This window comes from Flavivirga rizhaonensis (genome assembly GCF_004791695.1).
GTDB classification, from domain to species: Bacteria; Bacteroidota; Bacteroidia; order Flavobacteriales; family Flavobacteriaceae; genus Flavivirga; species Flavivirga rizhaonensis.
Map to the genome: position 1 here is coordinate 109,176 of NZ_SRSO01000007.1, position 19,402 is coordinate 128,577.

17 protein-coding genes are annotated in these 19,402 nt (G+C 31.1%); 11 read left to right on the forward strand and 6 right to left on the reverse strand.

What is annotated here, in order from left to right; translation table 11 throughout:
* Positions 1 to 394 precede the first annotated feature (394 nt).
* The gene (locus EM932_RS06875) at positions 395 to 2,656 is read right to left on the reverse strand and encodes a S8 family serine peptidase (protein ID WP_135876444.1); all 2,262 of its coding nucleotides are present in this window, start codon (positions 2,654 to 2,656) and stop codon (positions 395 to 397) included.
* A 476-nt stretch (positions 2,657 to 3,132) separates the two neighbouring features.
* On the opposite strand from EM932_RS06875, the gene hsdR reads away from it, so the two are divergent.
* From hsdR to EM932_RS06915, 8 genes are read left to right on the forward strand one after another with little or no spacing between them, the layout of a single operon-like run.
* On the forward strand, positions 3,133 to 5,433 hold the full coding sequence (gene hsdR / locus EM932_RS06880) for an EcoAI/FtnUII family type I restriction enzme subunit R (RefSeq protein ID WP_135876445.1): 2,301 nt from the start codon (positions 3,133 to 3,135) through the stop codon (positions 5,431 to 5,433).
* Positions 5,433 to 5,768: a hypothetical protein gene (locus EM932_RS06885; protein ID WP_135876446.1), complete on the forward strand. Its 336-nt coding sequence runs from the start codon at positions 5,433 to 5,435 to the stop codon at positions 5,766 to 5,768. Before hsdR ends, EM932_RS06885 begins: the two co-directional genes overlap by 1 nt.
* Entirely contained in the window at positions 5,769 to 7,295 is a 1,527-nt protein-coding gene (locus EM932_RS06890; RefSeq protein ID WP_135876447.1) for a class I SAM-dependent DNA methyltransferase, read from the forward strand.
* On the forward strand, positions 7,288 to 8,481 hold the full coding sequence (locus EM932_RS06895; RefSeq protein WP_135876448.1) for a restriction endonuclease subunit S: 1,194 nt from the start codon (positions 7,288 to 7,290) through the stop codon (positions 8,479 to 8,481). Before EM932_RS06890 ends, EM932_RS06895 begins: the two co-directional genes overlap by 8 nt.
* Before the next feature lie 11 nt (positions 8,482 to 8,492).
* Positions 8,493 to 10,196 (forward strand): hypothetical protein, encoded by a 1,704-nt coding sequence (locus EM932_RS06900; protein WP_135876449.1) that lies wholly within the window; start codon positions 8,493 to 8,495, stop codon positions 10,194 to 10,196.
* Positions 10,197 to 10,211: 15 nt separating this feature from the next.
* Positions 10,212 to 11,204 carry a PD-(D/E)XK nuclease family protein gene (locus EM932_RS06905; protein ID WP_135876450.1) on the forward strand — a complete coding sequence of 331 codons (993 nt, stop codon included), beginning with the start codon at positions 10,212 to 10,214 and terminating at the stop codon, positions 11,202 to 11,204.
* A 28-nt stretch (positions 11,205 to 11,232) separates the two neighbouring features.
* Complete coding sequence (locus EM932_RS06910) at positions 11,233 to 11,625, forward strand: hypothetical protein (RefSeq protein WP_135876451.1); 393 nt, start codon at positions 11,233 to 11,235, stop codon at positions 11,623 to 11,625.
* Between the two features lie 5 nt (positions 11,626 to 11,630).
* Positions 11,631 to 14,243, forward strand: a complete 2,613-nt coding sequence (locus EM932_RS06915; protein ID WP_135876452.1) for a DUF4132 domain-containing protein — start codon at positions 11,631 to 11,633, stop codon at positions 14,241 to 14,243.
* Positions 14,244 to 14,419: 176 nt separating this feature from the next.
* On the opposite strand, the gene EM932_RS06920 is transcribed toward EM932_RS06915, so the two are convergent.
* The 5 genes from EM932_RS06920 to EM932_RS06940 form a co-directional block, all read right to left on the reverse strand.
* Positions 14,420 to 14,617: a hypothetical protein gene (locus EM932_RS06920; protein WP_135876453.1), complete on the reverse strand. Its 198-nt coding sequence runs from the start codon at positions 14,615 to 14,617 to the stop codon at positions 14,420 to 14,422.
* Positions 14,614 to 14,973 (reverse strand): hypothetical protein, encoded by a 360-nt coding sequence (locus tag EM932_RS06925; RefSeq protein ID WP_135876454.1) that lies wholly within the window; start codon positions 14,971 to 14,973, stop codon positions 14,614 to 14,616. The genes EM932_RS06920 and EM932_RS06925 overlap by 4 nt, the downstream gene beginning before the upstream one ends.
* A gap of 1 nt (position 14,974) precedes the next feature.
* On the reverse strand, positions 14,975 to 15,274 hold the full coding sequence (locus EM932_RS06930; RefSeq protein WP_135876455.1) for a helix-turn-helix domain-containing protein: 300 nt from the start codon (positions 15,272 to 15,274) through the stop codon (positions 14,975 to 14,977).
* A 79-nt stretch (positions 15,275 to 15,353) separates the two neighbouring features.
* Positions 15,354 to 16,286, reverse strand: coding sequence for a hypothetical protein (locus tag EM932_RS06935; RefSeq protein ID WP_135876456.1), 933 nt, complete (start codon positions 16,284 to 16,286; stop codon positions 15,354 to 15,356).
* A gap of 107 nt (positions 16,287 to 16,393) precedes the next feature.
* Positions 16,394 to 17,617: a site-specific integrase gene (locus EM932_RS06940; RefSeq protein ID WP_135876457.1), complete on the reverse strand. Its 1,224-nt coding sequence runs from the start codon at positions 17,615 to 17,617 to the stop codon at positions 16,394 to 16,396.
* Positions 17,618 to 17,840: 223 nt separating this feature from the next.
* Here EM932_RS06940 and EM932_RS21185 point away from each other — a divergent pair, with 223 nt between their 5' ends.
* The 3 genes from EM932_RS21185 to EM932_RS06950 all read left to right on the forward strand — a co-directional run bounded on the left by EM932_RS21185 (position 17,841) and on the right by EM932_RS06950 (position 19,179).
* The gene (locus EM932_RS21185; protein WP_246040951.1) at positions 17,841 to 18,323 is read left to right on the forward strand and encodes an Arm DNA-binding domain-containing protein; all 483 of its coding nucleotides are present in this window, start codon (positions 17,841 to 17,843) and stop codon (positions 18,321 to 18,323) included.
* Positions 18,320 to 18,682, forward strand: a complete 363-nt coding sequence (locus tag EM932_RS21190) for a phage integrase SAM-like domain-containing protein (protein ID WP_369074043.1) — start codon at positions 18,320 to 18,322, stop codon at positions 18,680 to 18,682. The genes EM932_RS21185 and EM932_RS21190 overlap by 4 nt, the downstream gene beginning before the upstream one ends.
* A 233-nt stretch (positions 18,683 to 18,915) precedes the next feature.
* On the forward strand, positions 18,916 to 19,179 hold the full coding sequence (locus EM932_RS06950; protein ID WP_135876458.1) for a transposase: 264 nt from the start codon (positions 18,916 to 18,918) through the stop codon (positions 19,177 to 19,179).
* Positions 19,180 to 19,402 lie beyond the last annotated feature (223 nt).

Here is a 19,402-nt window from a genome sequence, read left to right on the forward strand (position 1 = left end):
TAATAGTATCTACACACAAAACAATAAGTTATGGTTTTATTATTTACAAAGAATACTCTTAGGGAATGATTAAAATCTACCATTTTCATTTCCTAAAAACACCAAATAACTAGGAGGTTCCCTCCTCCAGAACCTAGTCCCCAACTCCAGAACCTATAACAATTTCGCCAATGATATCAAGGGTTTGCTTTTTTTAGTTATTCTAGGGTAACAAAAAGGGTAACCAATCATTAAAAAGTCAAACTCGAATTATTAATAAAAACAAAAATTATTTTTTAGAATAAATTTTTGAATCTACTTAAAAAAGAGGTTTTCGGTTCTACAATGTCAAAATTAAGAACAATTAATTCAATGATTTTACCGCCCCGTTTAATCAATTTAATCTTTGAGCAAACTAATCAGTAAAATTTGTTTTAACCACCTTAAAAGTATTTTGTTTTTTGGTGCCAGTAAACGAAAGAAAATAAATATCAGGTTCTATATTCGTTAAATTTATTGAATACCCCTTGTTTACTGGAGTTACAATGAGCTCTTTAATCTTTTTTCCAAGCACGTTAAAGAGCTCAAAACTTGAATAGTCATGAGTGGTTTTAATAGTGATAAAACCGTTAGTTGGATTGGGGTAAACTTTTAATTCTTTTGTTGGTTTTTTATCACTAATTGTCAATGACTGTTCAATTAAAAACATAGACAACCAAGCGTCAATTTTTCCTCGCCCCCAAGTATTGTTATTTATAGTTCCAGTGAAGGAATCTTGTATGGCTGTATTGTCAAAAATGGCTTTTATATCGTTAACATCAAGATCGGGCCTAGCTTCTAACCATAGTGCTATTATTCCAGTTACTACAGGTGCGGACATAGATGTACCTTGAGAAGTAGCAAACCACCAATCTTTGAAACCGTCTGTCATTCTCGCAACTACTTCTGCACTGGTACTGGTAAAATCATTGTCAAATGAGTTTACAGAGGATACCACAACATTTCCAGGAGCAGTGATGTCTGGTTTTATGCGTCCATCAACTGTAGGTCCTTTACTTGAAAAGGAAGCAATGTCTCCAACCAGACCTAAAAATGGAATATTGTGATTATTTCCTTGAAAATCAGTGTAGTTGTTTTTAGTAGTATAAGCGCCAACTGTTATGATATTATTTGCTGTTCCTCCAATTTCGCCAATGGTAATATTTGTATCTCCGTCTTCAACGGTTGAGTAACCATAATTCTCAAATGTAGAACCATCGGTAGTAACCCAGGCATGAACGTTTGTATTTTGTGCTTTTATCTCTAAAACGAAAATATCTCCATCGTTTAAAGATAAATCATTGGAATAGTTTATAATAACTATAGCTCTTGGTCTTAGATTTGGTTCTAGTGTAGGTATTATATAATCTATTGTCCATTTGTCATTATCTATAGCGTCGTTAAGTTCCAATTGGTTATTGGAGCTGTTATTAGTATTGTAAAAGTTAGAGTGAACATCAATCCACTCATCATTTATTGTATTATAGATACTAAAACTAACATCAAAATTTGTATTTGTAGCTCCCCATATATCAACAATAGCAGCTAGATTTTGATTGTTTTCGATAAAATAGTATTTGGTTTCTTCGGTATTGAAAGAGGAAGTCATATGCAATTTTTTACTACCTTCATTACCAGCTGACCCAACGATGATAATACCATCATCAACTAAACTATCAATTTCTTGATCTAATAAGGAAGTACCATCATGAGATCCATAATGACTTCCCAAACTCATATTGATAACTAAAGGTTTATTAACTGACTTTGAATAGTTTACAAGATAGTTTAATGCATCAATAAGGTTAGTACTTCTATTAGAAATACTTTGTTCAAAGGGTATAGTATATGATACTAAAACAATTTCACTGTTATAAGCTATTCCTTTGAACTCATCGCCAGAGCCGCCCGTTCCAATACCAGCAGCAATACCAGTAACATGAGTTCCATGAGAACCTGTATTTGTATCCGTTTGTTTTGTTAAGATTTGAGTTTCTCCAGCATATTCTGTCCCATAATTGTAGCCATTAGGATTAGTTCCGCTATCATCACCTTGAATCCAAACTTTACTTATTCTTAAATCTCCATTGGAATCTTTAAATGTTGGATGAGTAAAATCAAAGCCACCGTCAATGATTCCAACAATAACTCCAGAGCCATCATATCTAGAGTTGAGCCCTAAACCTTGATGTACTTCATCAGTATTAGTATAGTATCTTGCTTCGTCCAGTAAGGTCTTAAAAGGAACACCAATATCCAAATATTTGATACAATCGTTATCCGATACTAGTTCGAAACTATTTACAGGAATTAATGCAGTTATTAAATTTTTATTGCCAGTATTTGTTAAAATTGGTAAGTTACTAATATCATCAATAGAGCACCCTTCATTAAGTAGTATAGCAGTGTTAATATAATCTACACCGTTTTTTGTTATCTGACTTGTTTTCGAAGCAGTATTTTTTTCATTAAGAAATAGAGCTGTAGTACCTGAAAATTTTGAATTAGTGCTTTTTGAATTTGAAATTTTAGAAGATTGAACACTTGGCTTTTTTGAAAGTGTTTTTTGACCAAAAACATTGCAAGTAATAATGATAAAAAATAAAACAAATAAAGCTTTTAATGGGTGAGTTTTCATAAATAAAAGTTTTTACTCACCCAGTTCCAAAGTGACGTTTATACAAACAAAAAAGCGTGGAACTGTAGCTTACTGTCCGAGCGGTACTGGTATACCTGTGTACAAATAAACTAAGCCCACGCCGTAGCGCAAGCGTATTGTCTATTCATCTCGTACACATTCAAAAATTACCAGTTTTCTCGAACAAGATTAAATAGCTAACGCTATACTATATTTTCTTACGCTAAATTACATTAATTTTTTTGAAATAGGATATGTTAAAAAGTGGATATAAAAGCTTTATTCTTTTTGAGATAAAAAAACTAAGAAGTCACCCTTTAAAACTTATAGTTACTAACTTAGGTCGTGTATTACTATAGTTCTTAATAATTTTCCTAGAAAAGACTGTATTGCGAGAAAAGATTTATATTTTTAAGGACTCCTATAAGAATTAAATAGCTATCAATGAAAATTGATTTAATTCATCTTATTATTTAATGACTAGAAATATATCAGAATCAGATACTAGAGCAAACTTTATTGACCCAAAACTAGTTGATAGTCAATGGGAGTCGATCTATGTTATAAGAGAATACTATTTTACTGATGGTAGAAAGTTATTAGGAAATAAACGTGGAAAACGTTTATTCTTAGATTACCTATTAAAATACAATAATACCAATTTAGCAATAGTTGAAGCTAAGAAATTAGATGACCATCCAACAAAAGGATTACAGCAAGCTTTAGAATACGCAGAAAAACTAAAAATCAATTTCGTTTACGCTACAAATGGTAAACAAATCTATGAGTTTGATAGACGAATAGGTAAAGGAGACTACGTCGATAATTTCCCTACACCTAAAGATTTATATGACAGACTTTTTGGGGCTAAGAATGCTTTAAAAGAACAACTTCATAACATTCCTTTTTTACTAACTGGTAATTTTGGTGCACGTTATTATCAAGAAATTGCGGTTAGTAAAGTCATGGAAAGTATTGCTGATGGTCAAGATCGTATCTTACTAACCTTAGCAACAGGCACAGGAAAAACCTTTATTTCATTTCAAATTGTACATAAGTTATTGCAAGCCAAATGGAATTTAGATGGAAACGACAGAAGGCCAAGAATTTTATTTCTAGCTGACAGGAATGTTTTAGCAGACCAAGCCATTAATACATTTAATCCTTACGAAAAAGATGTCATTAAAATTGATGGAGAAGAAGTGCGTAAACGCAATGGGGTTGTGCCAACAAATGCCTATATCTTTTTCGCCATTTATCAAGCTATTGCAGAACGCGAAGACATTGGTGGTTATTATAAAGAATACCCATCAGATTTTTTCGACTTAATAGTTATAGATGAATGTCACCGTGGAAGTGCCAATGAAGAAGGTTCTTGGCGCGCCATTTTAGATCATTTTAAACCAGCCATTCATTTAGGATTAACAGCAACGCCAAAACGAGAGGATAACGTAGATACTTATAAATATTTCGGAAAACCTATTTATGAGTATTCGTTAAAAGAAGGCATTCAAGATGGATTTTTAACACCTTACAAAGTTAAGCGTGTGACTACTAATATTGACGAGTATATTCACACTAACGATAGCAAAATCATTCAAGGAGAAGTCACTAAAGATCGTTACGAACTTAAAGATTTTAATAAGAGCATAACTGTAAAACAACGGATTGAATTAGTTGCACAAACCATTTTAAAACAAATTGGCAAAATGGATAAAACTATTGTGTTCTGTAGTAACCAAGATCATGCTTTAGATTTAAGAGATTATATTAATAAATACAAAACCGTTTCCGATAGTAATTACTGTGTACGTGTTACCAGTGACGAAGGAAAACATGGTAGGGAATTACTAGAAACTTTTCAAGATAACGATAAAGACATTCCTGTAATATTAACCTCTTCTAAGATGCTAACCACAGGAGTAGATGCCAGAAACGTACGCAATATTGTATTAACAGCACCAATTGGCTCTATGGTAGAGTTTAAACAAATTATTGGTCGTGGTACACGTGTGTTTGATGGCAAAGACTTTTTTACCATCATCGATTTTGTTGGTGCTACCAATTTATTTTATGATGCAGAATGGGATGGTGAACCAGAAGAACTAGAAGGAGAAGGAACATTAGGAGAACCAACACCAAAACCACCAAGACCCGTTAAAGAATCAGGTGAACCCTATGAGCACAAAGAAAAATTAATCATTTCGTTGAGTAATGGTCGTCAATTAAAAGTAACAGATATAGATACACGTTATATTGATGAAAACGGAAAACCACTAACATCTCGTGAGTTTTTAGAAAAATTGATAGGTGAGTTACCTGCTATTTATAAAGATGAAACGCATTTGCGCAAAATATGGTCTAATCCAGATACTAGAGCAGATTTATTAAAACAATTGGGGCAATTAGGTTTTGATAACGAACAATTAAATGACCTCAGAAACATGATTGCTACACCAGAATGCGATATTTTTGATGTGCTATCACATATATCTTTCAATTCTAATTTAATGACACGCAAACAACGTGTAAAATTTGTAAAAGATGAACCCGAGTTTTTTGAAGTCTATAAAAATCTAGAAGCTCGTGAGTTTCTGGAGTTCATCTTAAAACATTACCAAGACTATGGTATTCAAGAATTACAACGTGATAAATTAGGCGATTTAGTTAAATTAAAATTAGGCACACCTAAAGACGCTAAAACTGCATTTGGAGATATGAAAACTTTACTTAAAGCCTATTACGAATTACAAGAAAATATATATAAAGCAGGATAATGGAAGATTTAGAAAAAAAATTAAAAGAGTCAAGAGAACTATCTAACAATAAAATGTTTAGATATAAAGAATTGGAAAACCTTTTAAATAAGGGGAGAATTGATAAAGAAGGGAAACGAGAGATGACATTATTATTAAAAGAAATGAAGGAGTTAAAAGAAGAACAAGATCACAATGAAGTTAAGATTCTTAAAAATGAGGTTCAACACATAAAAGTTAAAAGACATGAATTACTTGAAATGGTTGAGTTATCAAGATCATTAAGACAACAATTAGAAAGCCTAAACAGTCAAATTGAAATAAAGGAAAATCAGATATTAAATCTGGAAAGATAAATGAGCATACAAAACAACATAGACAGAATTACGGACATCTTACGTCGCGACGATGGTATCTCTGGTGCCATGCACTACACTGAGCAAATCTCATGGATTCTGTTTCTTAAATTTTTAAATGATTACGAAGACAATAAATCAGACGAAGCCTTTTTAGAAGGTACAGACTACAATTATGTACTACGTAAAGATTTACGCTGGCACCAATGGGCTTGTCCAAAAGATGATACAGGTAAACTCGATGTAAAACGTGCTTTAACGGGAGACGATCTCATAGACTTTGTCAACAAAACCTTGTTTCCGTATTTACAAGTGTTTAAAAACACTACTAACGATCCAAAATCCTTAACCTATAAAATAGGTGCCATTTTTGAGTATTTAGACAACCGTATTGCAAGCGGACATACACTACGTGAAGTTTTAGACATCATTGATAGTTTAGATTTCCAAAGCAGTGACGAGCTATTTGAGTTGTCTCAAGTATACGAAAACCTGCTAAAAAGTATGGGTAGCGATGGAGGAAACTCAGGCGAGTTTTACACACCAAGAGCCATTATTAAAGCCATGGTAGAAACTACAGATATTAAAGTAGGTGATACCATTTACGATGGTGCAGTGGGTTCTGGTGGCTTTTTAGTAGAAGCTTTTGATTTTTTAACTGCTGGTGATAAAAAAGAAAAACTCTCAGCTAAAGATTGGGAAACCATACAAAACGACACCTTTTTTGGACAAGAAAAAACCAGTTTGGGTTACGTAATGGGTATGATGAACATGATACTGCATGGTATTGAAAGCCCAAACGTTTATAAAGGCAATACGCTAACCCAAAACATACGTGATTTTCAAGAAAAAGACAGACACGATGTTATTTTGGCAAACCCACCATTTGGAGGTAAAGAGAAAAAGCAAATCCAACAAAATTTTCCTGTAGAAAGTAATGCCACTGAGATCCTGTTTATGCAGCATTTTATGAAAATGTTAAAATTAGAAGGTCGTGCAGCCATCGTCGTGCCAGAAGGCGTGTTATTTCAAACCAATAACGCTTTTACCAAAGTAAAACAAACCTTACTAGAAAACTATAATGTTCATACCATCGTCAGTTTACCATCTGGTGTGTTTTTGCCCTACAGTGGTGTAAAAACCAATATTTTATATTTTGATAGAAAAGGAGCGACCAATAATATTTGGTATTACGATGTCACACCACCTTACAAGTTAACCAAAAACAAACCCATCACTTACGAGCATATTGCAGAGTTTGTGCACTTATTTCACAACCCTAAAGAGCGTAACCACACCAATACAAAATTAAAAGACGCTGTCACCTCGAGCTCAGTCGAGAGGTCTTGTAACGACTGGACCGTTAATATAAAAGACATAAAAGACAACGACCTAAGTGCCAAAAACCCACACAAAGTAGTAGAGGTAATACATCAAAGTCCAAAAGAGTTGTTAACGGCTATTAAGCAAAATGATACCGAAATAAACACTTTAATGAACCAAATTGAAAGCTTGATTGATGGGTAGTAAACAAATTTACAAACCAATTAAAGATTGTTGTTTACTAGTAACTGATGGTGCTCATAAATCACCTAAGACATTAGATGAAGGATTTCCTTATGTAACTGTAAGAGATATTGGTGATGACGGATCTATTGACACCGCTAATTGTAAAAAAATAAGTCTAAAGGATTTCAATCTTTTAGCAAATGGAAATTGCCAGCCATTATATGGAGATATACTATTTTCAAAGGATGGAACTGTTGGAAAGGTTGCACTTGTAAAAAATGAAAAAGAATTTGTTGTTTTGAGTTCTTTAACAATATTACGACCAGATAGAAAATTAATTGATTCAACATTTTTTAAATATATAATGTTGAGTCCTAATATTCAAGACGAAGCGATTGGTTTGAAAACTGGTGCTGCAATTAAAAGAGTTGTTCTCAGAACTATAAAGGAAATCAAAATCCCACTTCCAGCATTACCAGAACAACAACGTATCGTTGCCAAATTAGATGGTTTGTTTGCCAAAATAGACAAAGCTATTGGGTTGTTAGAAGAGAATATTGCACATACCCAAGCGTTGATGGGTTCTGTTTTGGATGAGGAGTTTAACAAAAGAAAAAAAATAGAATACGTCAAAGCTTCAGAAATTGGTAAAGTAATTAGAGGAAGCAGTCCAAGACCAAAGGGAGATCCGAGATATTATGGTGGCAAAGTACCGAGATTAATGGTTGCAGATGTTACTCGTGACGGAATGTATGTTACACCGAGAATTGATTTTTTAACAGAAGAAGGAAAATTAAAGAGTAGACCTTGTCCAAAGGGAACTCTAACTATTCAAGTTTCAGGTAACCCTGGAACACCATCAATTTTAAATGTTGATGCCTGTATACATGATGGTTTTGCAGCAATTATTAATATTGATGAAAATGTATGGAGTAAAAGGTTTTTATATCACTATTTAATATTAAAAAAAATAGAGTATAGTCAATTAGCAAAAGGTGCTACTTTTCAAAACATAAAAACAGATATTATTAGAGACTTCGATATTCCCTTAATAGATAAAAATGATCAAGAGAAAATTTCAGATAATATTGAAAATAAAAACAGAACTATTAAATTATTAGTAGAAACCCAAACCCAAAAACTAAATCATTTAAAGGCCTTAAAAAGTAGTTTGTTAGATCAGGCGTTTAAGGGTGAGTTGTAATATATGTAAATATGGCAAGTATTATTTCAGGTGAAGAAAATTTTTATAAGGCATTAAAAAATGGGCATATACACGGTGATGGAGATGAGATAGATTTTGAGGTAACTATTAGTTCTTCTATAGTCAATTGGAATTATAGGATAATTGAAAATTTAATTTTTAATAAGCCAGTTAGTATAAATCAAGTAGATATTAAACATGGATTGATTTTTAAACATTGCGAATTTAAATTAGGTTTGGTTTTTAATGAAGTGACTTCTTCAGATGATCAACATACTAATAACCCTTATAATTGTTCAGTTTTAATATCTAAGTGTAAGGGGCAACATATATTTTTAGGTTACAAAAATAAATTACAACGATCTTTTATTATTGACTCTAATTCAGAATTTGATAGAGTGAGTGTTAATACTGCCGTTATAGAGAGAGGTTTCAAAATAAAAGACAGCACAATAAATAACATACTAGATATTACAAGAGGTGATTTTGAATTAGAATTACGCAACACAACTATAGATGGTAACCTAAGGGTAGAAACATTAAAAGGAGATATTTCTATTTTAAGGTGTAAAATAAAAGAATGGAGCAAGTTCTGGAATGTAGAATGTCCAACAAGTTTTACTTTTAACGATAATGTTTTTAATGGAACTTTTAATATAGAGGCTTCTCGAATAAAAGGTCTTTTTATTCATAGAGATGTGTTTAATAAAAAGTTTGAACTAGAAAACAGAGATTTGCATGGTGCAAATAAGGCAAATTGTGATCAAATATTTATAACTGAAGCAAAATTTATTGAAGGAGCAGACTTTAATGGTCTTTGTCTTCCTATCGAGAAAATAACGTTGAGGTTATCGCCAAGTTTTGAAGGAATTGTAAATTTTGACAATTGGAAAGTTGATGACCTACAAGTATCTGGAATCAATCAAAATCTTAAATTATTATTTAAGAGAATGGTCTTTAGATTTGTTTTATTTAACAATTTCACAAACTATAGTGATTTAAGTTTCGATAAATGTTCTGCGACATCAAATAGTCCATTAAACCTTAGTAATAGTGACTTTGGTTCTGCAAGATTTAATGAATTTGATTTAGCATCATTTGACGTTATAAGAATTGATAATATTTCACTGGATAGGATTAAGGCTTCAAATGTTAAGTGGTTTGATAACAACAAACTTGAAATTGTTTCAAATGTATCAGAACAAGATAAACAAAGAGGCATTCGTGAGATTTCAAGACAATTAAAACATGCACTTTCTAGTTCAGGCAATCAAATAGATAGTTTATTATTTAAAGCTCGCGAAATGGAGGCTTATAGAAATGAGTTGAAGAGTAGTGGTAAAGATTATAAGCCTAGCGATAAGATAATAATGACCGTTAGTCAAACCAATAACTTTGGTCTAAGCTGGTGGAAACCAACATGGATTATTTTTCTCATTACTATAGGGTTTTACCTTGTAATGTTACCAATATTCTCAACTAAAATAAACTACACATTAGCATCAAGTTGGCAGGATGTCAGTAGTACTTTATCTGAATGGTTTAATAATTTAGATGTGTTTTGGCAATTATTTAATCCTGTTAGAAAATTTTCTTCTACTTATGGAGAGATTGATAGTGGCTGGCTTCAGTTTTTAGATTTATTTCATAGAATTATTTTAGGTGTTTTTATATATCAAATCATTAGAGGTTTTAGAAAGCTAACAAATAAATAAGGTTTTTATCTAGAAATGGTCATAAAAGAATTAGGTCAAAACTATTCTATTCTCAATCGCTTTTCGTTGTTGGGTAAAAACGAAGTGGCTTTATCTAAAGGTTTTGCATTTGTTCTAGGCAGAGAGCGTGAGGCTATGTTTTCGTTTTTAAGACATCTTGGAGTTAAATTAAAAAATACAGAAAATAACTTTAGTAAAATTAAAGTTGAGATAGAGCGTAAACGCAATAGAAACCGTACAGATATAGAAATTAGTTATCCAAATCGGTTTCACGTTATTATAGAGTGTAAGGTTAGAAAAGGAAAAGTCACAGAACAACGTACGCAATACATTAGGGATTTTAAACCAGAATGTCCACAAAATATTTTATGCTTTATTACACAGGAGCGAGACTCAACCAAACAAAAAGTTGAGAATGTAGACGTAAGTTATTTAGGTTGGTTAGAAATTATAGATTTATATACCTCAAGAAAACATTTAGCTATTCCTTTAATAAAAGAGTTTTCTCAATTTGCATTAAGAACATACAATATGAATGAACAAAAAGAAATACTAATCCAAGATCTATCAGATCCAACAGAGATGAAACGATATAAAACCTTTAGGGTATATATGAGATTCGAAACTTTCGGTATTCCTCTTTATTTCGCACCACACTTTACACGAAAAGCAAAACAAGAAGAAGGTGAAGGTATTAGTTATTTATCTAAAGTGTTGGGAACGCTTACAATGAAGCCTAAAGAAATTGTAAACGCTAGAACAGAATTATTTAAATTTACTAAAGATGAAGAGCTTTTAAAATCATGGGAAGATGGAGTAGGGTTAGATAATGATGAGAGAGTTTATACGTATTACTTTCTTGATGAACCTGTAAGACTGATTAAACCACTTCGTAAAGATCCTGGTATTAAAAAGGGTAGAGGGAAAAACTGGATTGCAGCTTCTGTACCACCAAATAGATGCGTGAGTTTTAAGGAATTTACAAGAAGAATGGCATTGCAAGAATAAACACAAAATTAATCTTAGTTTAAAAATTATGGAACTAATACTAAAAGACGTCACATTCACAGGCGATATTCTGAATCAAATTAGGATTGCTGTTAAGAATGAAAGAACCACAGTTAAAGAGCTAATAGCAGCTAGAGTAGAATCAGAGGTTAAGGCATATAATAACAAACTTCCAGAATATTTTAATGGACTTATCCAGCCTACCAATGCGGAAAAAACTTTGAATGGGTTTAAGCTTAAAGATCGTAAGAAAAAGATAGATGTTGAGAAACAAGTTTTGATTGCTTGGGATGCATTTTATAAGAATGGGTATTTTATTTTAATAGACGACCAGCAGGCAGAAGATTTAGAGCAAGAGGTGTTAGTAAGTAAAACTACCGAGATAAGCTTCGTTAAATTAACACAACTGGTTGGGGGGTAATTATTATGGGAATAAAAGATAGTTTAAAAAGTTTATTTACAAAAAAAGAAAGTGTAGAGTATACTTCGAATAAGCAATTTGAGATATTGCTTGATGAATTAATATCTGAGGGTTATTATAAGAATGAATATGGTAGTTATATTTCCACAAGTTCATTAAGTAAATTAAAAGCATATAATTCCATAAAGGCTCTTGATATCGAAATGAAAAAGGAATTGTTATTTTATTTGATTGAGCCTATAAAAAAATATGAAATCTTATCCTCAAAGCCGGGAAGCCATCAGAGTAGAGAACATGTATGGCAAAAAAGTTATACATATTCAGAGTTATTTAACTTATTAATGCGAAGTAACCTTGATTTTTCTACTGATGAAATTATTAAGATGATTAATGAGTTTATAGAGTCTGATAAAACCAAAAAAAGAAATTTCACTGACTGGCCTATTGGATTTACAGTACAACAAATAGAGCGTATTGTTAAAAAGAATGGCTTAGATGACAAACTGAAAACATTTCTTAAAGGCCTATTGGAATCTCCACAATTTAAGTTAACAAAACATTATTGGGGTGCCGATATAGAAAAGGTAAGAGTTAAAGTTGAAAAAATAGTTTTCGAAAGTGAAAATGAAGAAGGGAGAGTCGCCCCATATAACTTGTCAGATGATAGACTAGCTCAAATAGTTAATCCACAAATAACTAATTTAAAAGAAGAATTAAAAGACCAATGGTATGCATTATTTCATTTATTCATGAAGGCTACAGGTTCAAAACCGACTCAAAAATATTTAAAAACAACCAGTGAAATTATCGATGGTATTGGGTTAGCAAAATATAAGAACTCAACACATGAGTGGTTGAGTTTATGTAGCTCTTTAAAAGCTGTCGATACGCCAAGAGAAATAAAGTATCCAGGAGGTGAAGTTTATAATTATGTGAGTTCAGAATATTTACATGAAAAGAATCTTATTTTTCTAAAAGGACTTATTTGGAGTATGTCCAAATTTCATGATTCAAAAACACTTAGTGTCATTGCTAAATTAACGGAGCGTTGTTTTGAAAAAGTGCCGGGTGTTGGTCCAACGGCTGCTGGTGTTGGTAATGCTTGCATTTATACTTTGGGTAATACTCGAGGACTAGAAGGAATTAGTCATTTGTCCAGATTAAAACTTAAAATCAAACAAAATAACACAAAAAAACTTATAGAAAATTATATAGAATCGTCATCGCAGAAATTGGGCATATCTACTTCAGAAATAGAAGAGTTATCTATTCCTGATTTTGGTTTAGTTGACGGATTTAAAAGCTATGCTTTCGATGACTATACTCTAAAAATAGAAATTGAAGCATTAGGAAAAGTACAGCTATCATGGATAAAACCTGATGGGAGTATTCAAAAAACAGCACCATCATTTATTAAAGAATCTGCAAAACATAAGCAGGTCTTGAAAAAGGCTAAAGAAACTGTTGCTCAAATTAAGAAGTATTTAACTGCTCAAAGGGATAGAATTGATCGATTGTATTTGTATGATAGAATTTGGATTTATGATAATTTTTTAAAGTATTATTTAAATCATGGATTAGTAAGCTTTATAGCTAAAGATTTAATTTGGAATTTTAAAAGTGATAAAAAAGAAGTTTCAGCAACTTGGAGAGAAGGAAAATGGAAAGATGTTGAAAATAATGAATTACAATGGGTTGATAGCCAAACGGAAGTTAGATTATGGCATCCGATTAATGCTAGCGTTGATGAGGTTCTGAACTGGAGGAATAGATTAGAGACATTAGAGGTAAAGCAGGCATTAAAACAGGCTTATAGAGAAGTATATGTTCTAACGGATGCAGAAGTTAATACAAAGACTTACAGCAATAGAATGGCTGCCCATTTATTGAAGCAACATCAGTTTAAAGCGCTTACAGGTATAAGAGGCTGGCATTATTCACTAATGGGAGCTTATGATGATGGGAGAGATGGAGACATTGCTAAGATTGCATTAAAGGAATATAATTTAGAAGCCCAATTTTGGATTAATGAAATCAATGTAGATGACGCATTTAATGATGCAGGAATATGGGATTATATTGCTACGGATCAAGTGCGCTTTATTGATAGCGAAAACGAGGTAAAAGATTTAATCGAAATCCCTAAGATTATCCTTTCTGAAATTATGAGGGATGTTGATCTTTTTGTTGGTGTTGCTAGTGTAGGTAACGATCCCGAATGGAGAGATAATGGAGGATTGCCACAGTATAGAGATTATTGGACAAGTTATTCATTTGGTGAATTAACCGAAGTAGCGAAAACAAGAAAAGATATACTTGAAAAATTAGTGCCTAGATTAAAAATAGGAAAAGTAGCTTCTTTTGAAGGTAAGTTTTTGAAAATAAAAGGGAAGAAAAGAGTTTATAAGATCCATATTGGAAGTACGAATATTTTGATGGAACCTAATGATGAGTATTTATGTATTGTTCCAGCTCGTGGAAAAGCAGTGAATACAGAAAATGTGTTTCTTCCGTTTGAAGGGGATAGAGGACTTTCTTTGGTTTTAAGTAAAGCCTTTTTATTAGCTGACGATGATAAGATAACTGATACTACTATTTTGAGTCAGATTAATAGGTGATTAAAGCAATTTCATGACGTATTTATTTTATGTTAACACCTATTAATACGAATTAATTTGCATCAAATATGGCTGCATTTGCGTTTTCTTTTTTGAAAAAAATACTAGAATATTGTTTTATAAAATAATATTCTAGATTAGAAAAGGATAAAATTGTTTTTTAAAATAATTTTATGTTAAGACATTTTATCTTTTGAATCTTCAGTATAATTTTTCTTGGAAAAATATAAACTAGCTACAATTAAAACTAATGTAGAGGCTAATACTAAATAAAAGAGATGTTTATTATTTTTTGTCAATTCTTCGTTTTGAGCTATTGTGTTCGTTAATTCAAAAGTATTATCAACTACCTGAATTTCTCTAAAATCAATCATAGTTTTATAATTTGGTATAAATCTGTATTAGGGATGTTTCTAAGGGCGTAATTGTAATATGCGGGAAGTGTTCCATAATTGGTATTAGCTTGATGATTAGATGCTGTAAAATCAACTCCTTTGCCCATAAGGAAATGCATATTATGTGATTTTGTTGGATCAATTTCAAATAGTGATTTTAAAACGCTATGACTTTTACGACAAGGTCCATCAAAAAAAGCTCTTTCCTGATTTAATTTGCTTGCTTTTTTATTGTTGTATTTGATTCTATTAGCTGGTGTTGCAAATTTTTGACTTATTTTCTTTGGGATAAATTTCTCTTTTGTAAGAGGATCTGTTTTGTATTTAATTTCCATGTTATAAGCTAATTTTATTATTATTTAAGATATCATTTATGGCTTTGACTTCATACAGATAAACATCACCCAACTTAGTGTAAGGAAGAACGCCAGTTTCTCTGTATTTAATAATAGTATTTGATGAAATACCAAATAGATTTTTTAAATCAGAATTTCGATAATATTTATTCGTTTTTGAATTTAAAGGAGCCTGTGAAGTACAGTTCTTAATTGAATCCAATTTCAATAAAATCGGCTCGAGCAAACTCTCTATTGCTTTTATTGTCGGTATTGTTATTTCTTGTGAATGATCAGACATATTTTTCTGTTTTAATATGTCTCAAAGAAAAAGAGTTGTTTTAAAATAACTTTAGTTTAATAGCGAATTCGCAGCGAATTTAATATTTAAGATTAGCTTTTCTAGTCTGCAATGTTAAAACTAGCTTATCAATTAGCTTATTGTGTCTAATTTTATCCACATCCTCTAGGCGCCAACTTGCTTCTGAGTATTCTCGATTCAATTTATCAATAGCCATTCTTTCCTTTTTCTTATTTTGATAAGTGAAGTTTTTCTCAACAAAACTTTTCATTTCAGTAAGATTTTTTGAATCATTAAATTCATCAAATACAATTAGTTTTTCTTCGATTAGAATTCTAAACAAATGTGCAATATTTTTTTTATCCAGATTAAAATTACAAATCTTAACATTTCTTTGCGTTTGTTTTACCTCATTTGAATTTACTAAGTTTAAACTTTTGAAATCTGTAAATTCTACATACTGATGTAATGATTTGATATATTCAGATAGAATTGATAATGCATGTCTATAAGACTTAATTGAATAAAGTAGTAATCCTTTTTCAAAATCTAATTCGTCTTTGAAGTCATTAAATTCCTTTTTAAATAGTTCTAAAAACCAGAAGATTCGCATTTCAGATGAATTTGGTACTGGAGAATTATTAAAAAATTTTTTAAAACTACTTTTATTTGAATTGCGTGCTGGGAGAAGATAATCGTAATCTGTTTTTTTGATTGAATAGTTTTCGAAAAAAATAGGCAAATTATAGTTGTTTTCAAGCAACCAAATAATTCTCTTATTCAAAATATCTAAGAGGTTTTGTAGATATTCTTTATGATTTAAACCTGCGTTTAATTGAATGTGTAATAGATTTTTAATTCTATCTATTTGTTCATTGTGATACGAGTCAATTTTAATATTTATCCATTGATTATTAAATAAATAGCTTTTGTTTTTTTCACTAAACTCAATGTTAAATTTTGAAAATTCAATTATAGCTTGATCTGTTTTATGTGCGAAATTATAATCCATAATTTTTAAGATATGTAAACAAATATATTATATCCAATCCATAAAACTTATGAGTTTTAAGATTCTAATTGCGATTTTTAGACAAAATCGCAATTATTTTTTATCAGCTATTTATATTTCAATTTTAGTTTTTGCATATCGTCCAATACGTTTGAATCCAGTACCTTAGCATAATGTTGAGTCTGTTTTATATTTGAATGTCCCATCATAGCTGAAACATTTTCCAATCTAACTCCGTTTCCTAAGGTTACTGTTGTTGCAAAAGTGTGTCTTGCGACGTACCAAGTTAAGTTTTTAGCAATTCCACATATATCTGCAATTTCTTTTAAATAAGCATTCATTTTTTGATTGGATATTTTAGGAATTAATGTTTCTTGTTTGTACTTATATTTTTTAATAATTCTTTGAACTGGTGGTAAAACAGGGACGTTAGCTCTAATACCAGTTTTAATTCTATCAGTAATTATCCATAAATCTCCATCATTACTACAGATTAAATTTTCTGATGTTAAGCTTTCCGCATCAATAGGTGCATACCCGGTGTAGCAACTAAAAAGGAATATATCTTTTACTTTTTCCAACCGTTCAATTTTAAATACCCTTTCTTCAATTTTATTCAATTCTTCTTGTGTTAAAAATGTAGCGTCTTTTTTCTGTAATTTGCCGTCATATTTTGAAAACGGGTTTTTAACTATTAAGTCTAGTTTAATTCCGAAATTACATACGGTCTTAAAAGTTTTGAAATACTTCACTACTGAATTGTTTTGTATTCCAACTCTTCCTTTATACTCGCTTTCATACTTTAAAAAGGATTCAAGGTTATGTATAAATGCACCTGTAATTTTTTCCACAGCTATATTATCAATTTTATATTTTTTGCGTAAGAATATTTTAATTAAGTTTTTGGCTCGATCATATTTTTGTAAAGAAGCAGGAGAGCGTTCTCCATATTTCACTTTTCTTTCAAAATCTTTATTATGAATATCAAATATGTCAAGTAAACCTATTTTGGTTTTAGTTTTGACTTGCTTTTTTCCAAGAATGTCAATTTTAATTTCATTAAGATTAATAGTAGCATTGTTTTTAAGTAATAAATTGAATTTTGTTTCAAATAACATAGCCAGTGAGTCTAGAGAAGCTTTAATAACTTTTTCTTTTTGAATCCTTAAAGGTCCTCTTAAATTGCTGGTAAATTTCCAACGCTCTTTACTAATGTATTTACCAGTGCTCATGGTAATACTTTTACCTTGATAAGAAATTTTGGCGTAAATAGGGCATTCGTCATTACTATTTGACTTTTCCGATTTGATAAAATAAATAATTTTAAGCATAGCTTAGTTTTTAAATTAGTACTAATTGATTTAAAAACATTTTGATAGCCTAATGTTTTAGGCGAATTCGCTGCGAATTCTTAAAAAGTAGTTACCCTAAGTTTGGAATCGAACCTAAAATGCGATAGGGTAACCAATAGGGTAACTAAACTATGCGTTTTTATGTGCGATTTGAAAATAGTCAAAAAAAGAAAACCCTTTAAACACTGAGTTTAAAGGGTTTTTGAAATTTTATGTTTCTTTTGAAACATCGTTTCAGCGGAGAACAAGCACCTTTTCCATTACTTTTTTCACTAGAAAATCAAGAAGCAACCTCGAAGAGCTTAACATTTATGCACGCATAAACGTTAACGGTAAAAGAGCCGAAATCAGTCTAAAAAGGTGTGCAAATTCCATACAATGGGATTCCACCAAAAACAAGGGTAGGGGAAATTCAGAAAAAATAAGAGCCCTGAACGCCTATTTAGACCAAGTGTATGGTAAACTACTCCAATGCCACAAACAGCTTGTAGAAGAGGATAAAATAATAACCTCGAATGCCATAAAGTCTCGATATTTGGGAGAAGATGATAATAGTAAAACCTTAAAAGAGTTAATTGCTTATCATAATGGCAATATGATTCACGTTCTAAAAGCAGGAACGATGAAGAATTATTACACAACGGAACGATACTTGCAGAAGTTTTACGGAAGAAAAAGAGACTGAAAGATATCTATTTAAAACAATTGAATTTTAGATTTATCACAGATTTTGAACATTACCTGAGAACCTACAAAAACTACAAAAATGAATTGCTGTTATCTAATAATGGCGTGATGAAACATTTGGAGCGTTTTAAAAAAATGGTAAACCTAGCCATCAAACTAGAATGGATGAACAAAAGCCCGTTTAGCCAATTTCAATTAAAGTATAATAAATACGACAGGCAGTTTTTAAATGAAAGAGAATTGCAGCTAATAGAAGCTACCGAGTTTACAAGCAGCGACCGTTTACAAAAAATCAAAAATTGTTTATGGTGTCATGAAGGAGAAAGTCCAGTATCTTCAAAAAAAGCAATCATATAATCAAGCGTTTCAGAGTGACTGGGACTTGTTTTTTTGAATATTCTTTGAATTTTTCGATGACCTTTTTCTTTAACCGAATCGTATTAAAATCATCCATATTTTATTGAATTGTTACAATGGATCCTTTATTTTACTTGCTTCATTTTTGCGTTAAATTACAAAAAAATAAAATTCTAAAACAGGTGTATTTATTTGATTTTCAGTTAAATACTAGATAAGTAACATCGCTCTGCGTGTTACCCTCTTGCTCTTCTGGCTCTAGTGTCCAGAAAAGATCCAGGGTACATCATATCGCTAACAAAACAATGAAAAAGCAATTGCATATGTGTGCTTTGTCTGCTGTTCGACATGACCCAGAACTTAAAATCTATTATGAAAGAAAAGCCAATGAAGGAAAAAATAAAATGCTCGTACTTAACAATGTTAGAAACAAACTCGTTTTGAGAGTTTGTGCTGTTATTAAACGACAAAAACCGTATCAAAAAAGAGTCGCTTAAATATGCTGTGTTTTTATGACTTAAATTTTTCATTTTTTCTTTGGTTTTAACATAGAAATTCTCCTTAGTTTTACATTAATAGTTTTCATAGAAGTATTTATATGATATTTAGCTCTATTAATTTATAACTTCTTATCGGAGAAATACTCTCTATAATTGTTAACTATGACTAAACTGATAAGAGCGAATTACGCACTAATTTTAATAGCTAAAATAATTAGCA

Excerpts from the sequence above, each read along its gene's own strand:
- EM932_RS06900 (WP_135876449.1), top strand. The coding sequence starts at position 8,493 with ATGGCAAGTATTATTTCAGGTGAAGAAAATTTTTATAAGGCATTAAAA.
- EM932_RS06920 (WP_135876453.1), bottom strand. The coding sequence starts at position 14,617 with ATGATTGATTTTAGAGAAATTCAGGTAGTTGATAATACTTTTGAATTA.
- EM932_RS06885 (WP_135876446.1), top strand. The coding sequence starts at position 5,433 with ATGGAAGATTTAGAAAAAAAATTAAAAGAGTCAAGAGAACTATCTAAC.
- EM932_RS06940 (WP_135876457.1), bottom strand. The coding sequence starts at position 17,617 with ATGCTTAAAATTATTTATTTTATCAAATCGGAAAAGTCAAATAGTAAT.
- EM932_RS06925 (WP_135876454.1), bottom strand. The coding sequence starts at position 14,973 with ATGGAAATTAAATACAAAACAGATCCTCTTACAAAAGAGAAATTTATC.
- EM932_RS06910 (WP_135876451.1), top strand. The coding sequence starts at position 11,233 with ATGGAACTAATACTAAAAGACGTCACATTCACAGGCGATATTCTGAAT.
- EM932_RS06935 (WP_135876456.1), bottom strand. The coding sequence starts at position 16,286 with ATGGATTATAATTTCGCACATAAAACAGATCAAGCTATAATTGAATTT.
- EM932_RS06895 (WP_135876448.1), top strand. The coding sequence starts at position 7,288 with ATGGGTAGTAAACAAATTTACAAACCAATTAAAGATTGTTGTTTACTA.
- EM932_RS06905 (WP_135876450.1), top strand. The coding sequence starts at position 10,212 with ATGGTCATAAAAGAATTAGGTCAAAACTATTCTATTCTCAATCGCTTT.
- hsdR (WP_135876445.1), top strand. The coding sequence starts at position 3,133 with ATGACTAGAAATATATCAGAATCAGATACTAGAGCAAACTTTATTGAC.
- EM932_RS06915 (WP_135876452.1), top strand. The coding sequence starts at position 11,631 with ATGGGAATAAAAGATAGTTTAAAAAGTTTATTTACAAAAAAAGAAAGT.
- EM932_RS06930 (WP_135876455.1), bottom strand. The coding sequence starts at position 15,274 with ATGTCTGATCATTCACAAGAAATAACAATACCGACAATAAAAGCAATA.
- EM932_RS06875 (WP_135876444.1), bottom strand. The coding sequence starts at position 2,656 with ATGAAAACTCACCCATTAAAAGCTTTATTTGTTTTATTTTTTATCATT.
- EM932_RS06890 (WP_135876447.1), top strand. The coding sequence starts at position 5,769 with ATGAGCATACAAAACAACATAGACAGAATTACGGACATCTTACGTCGC.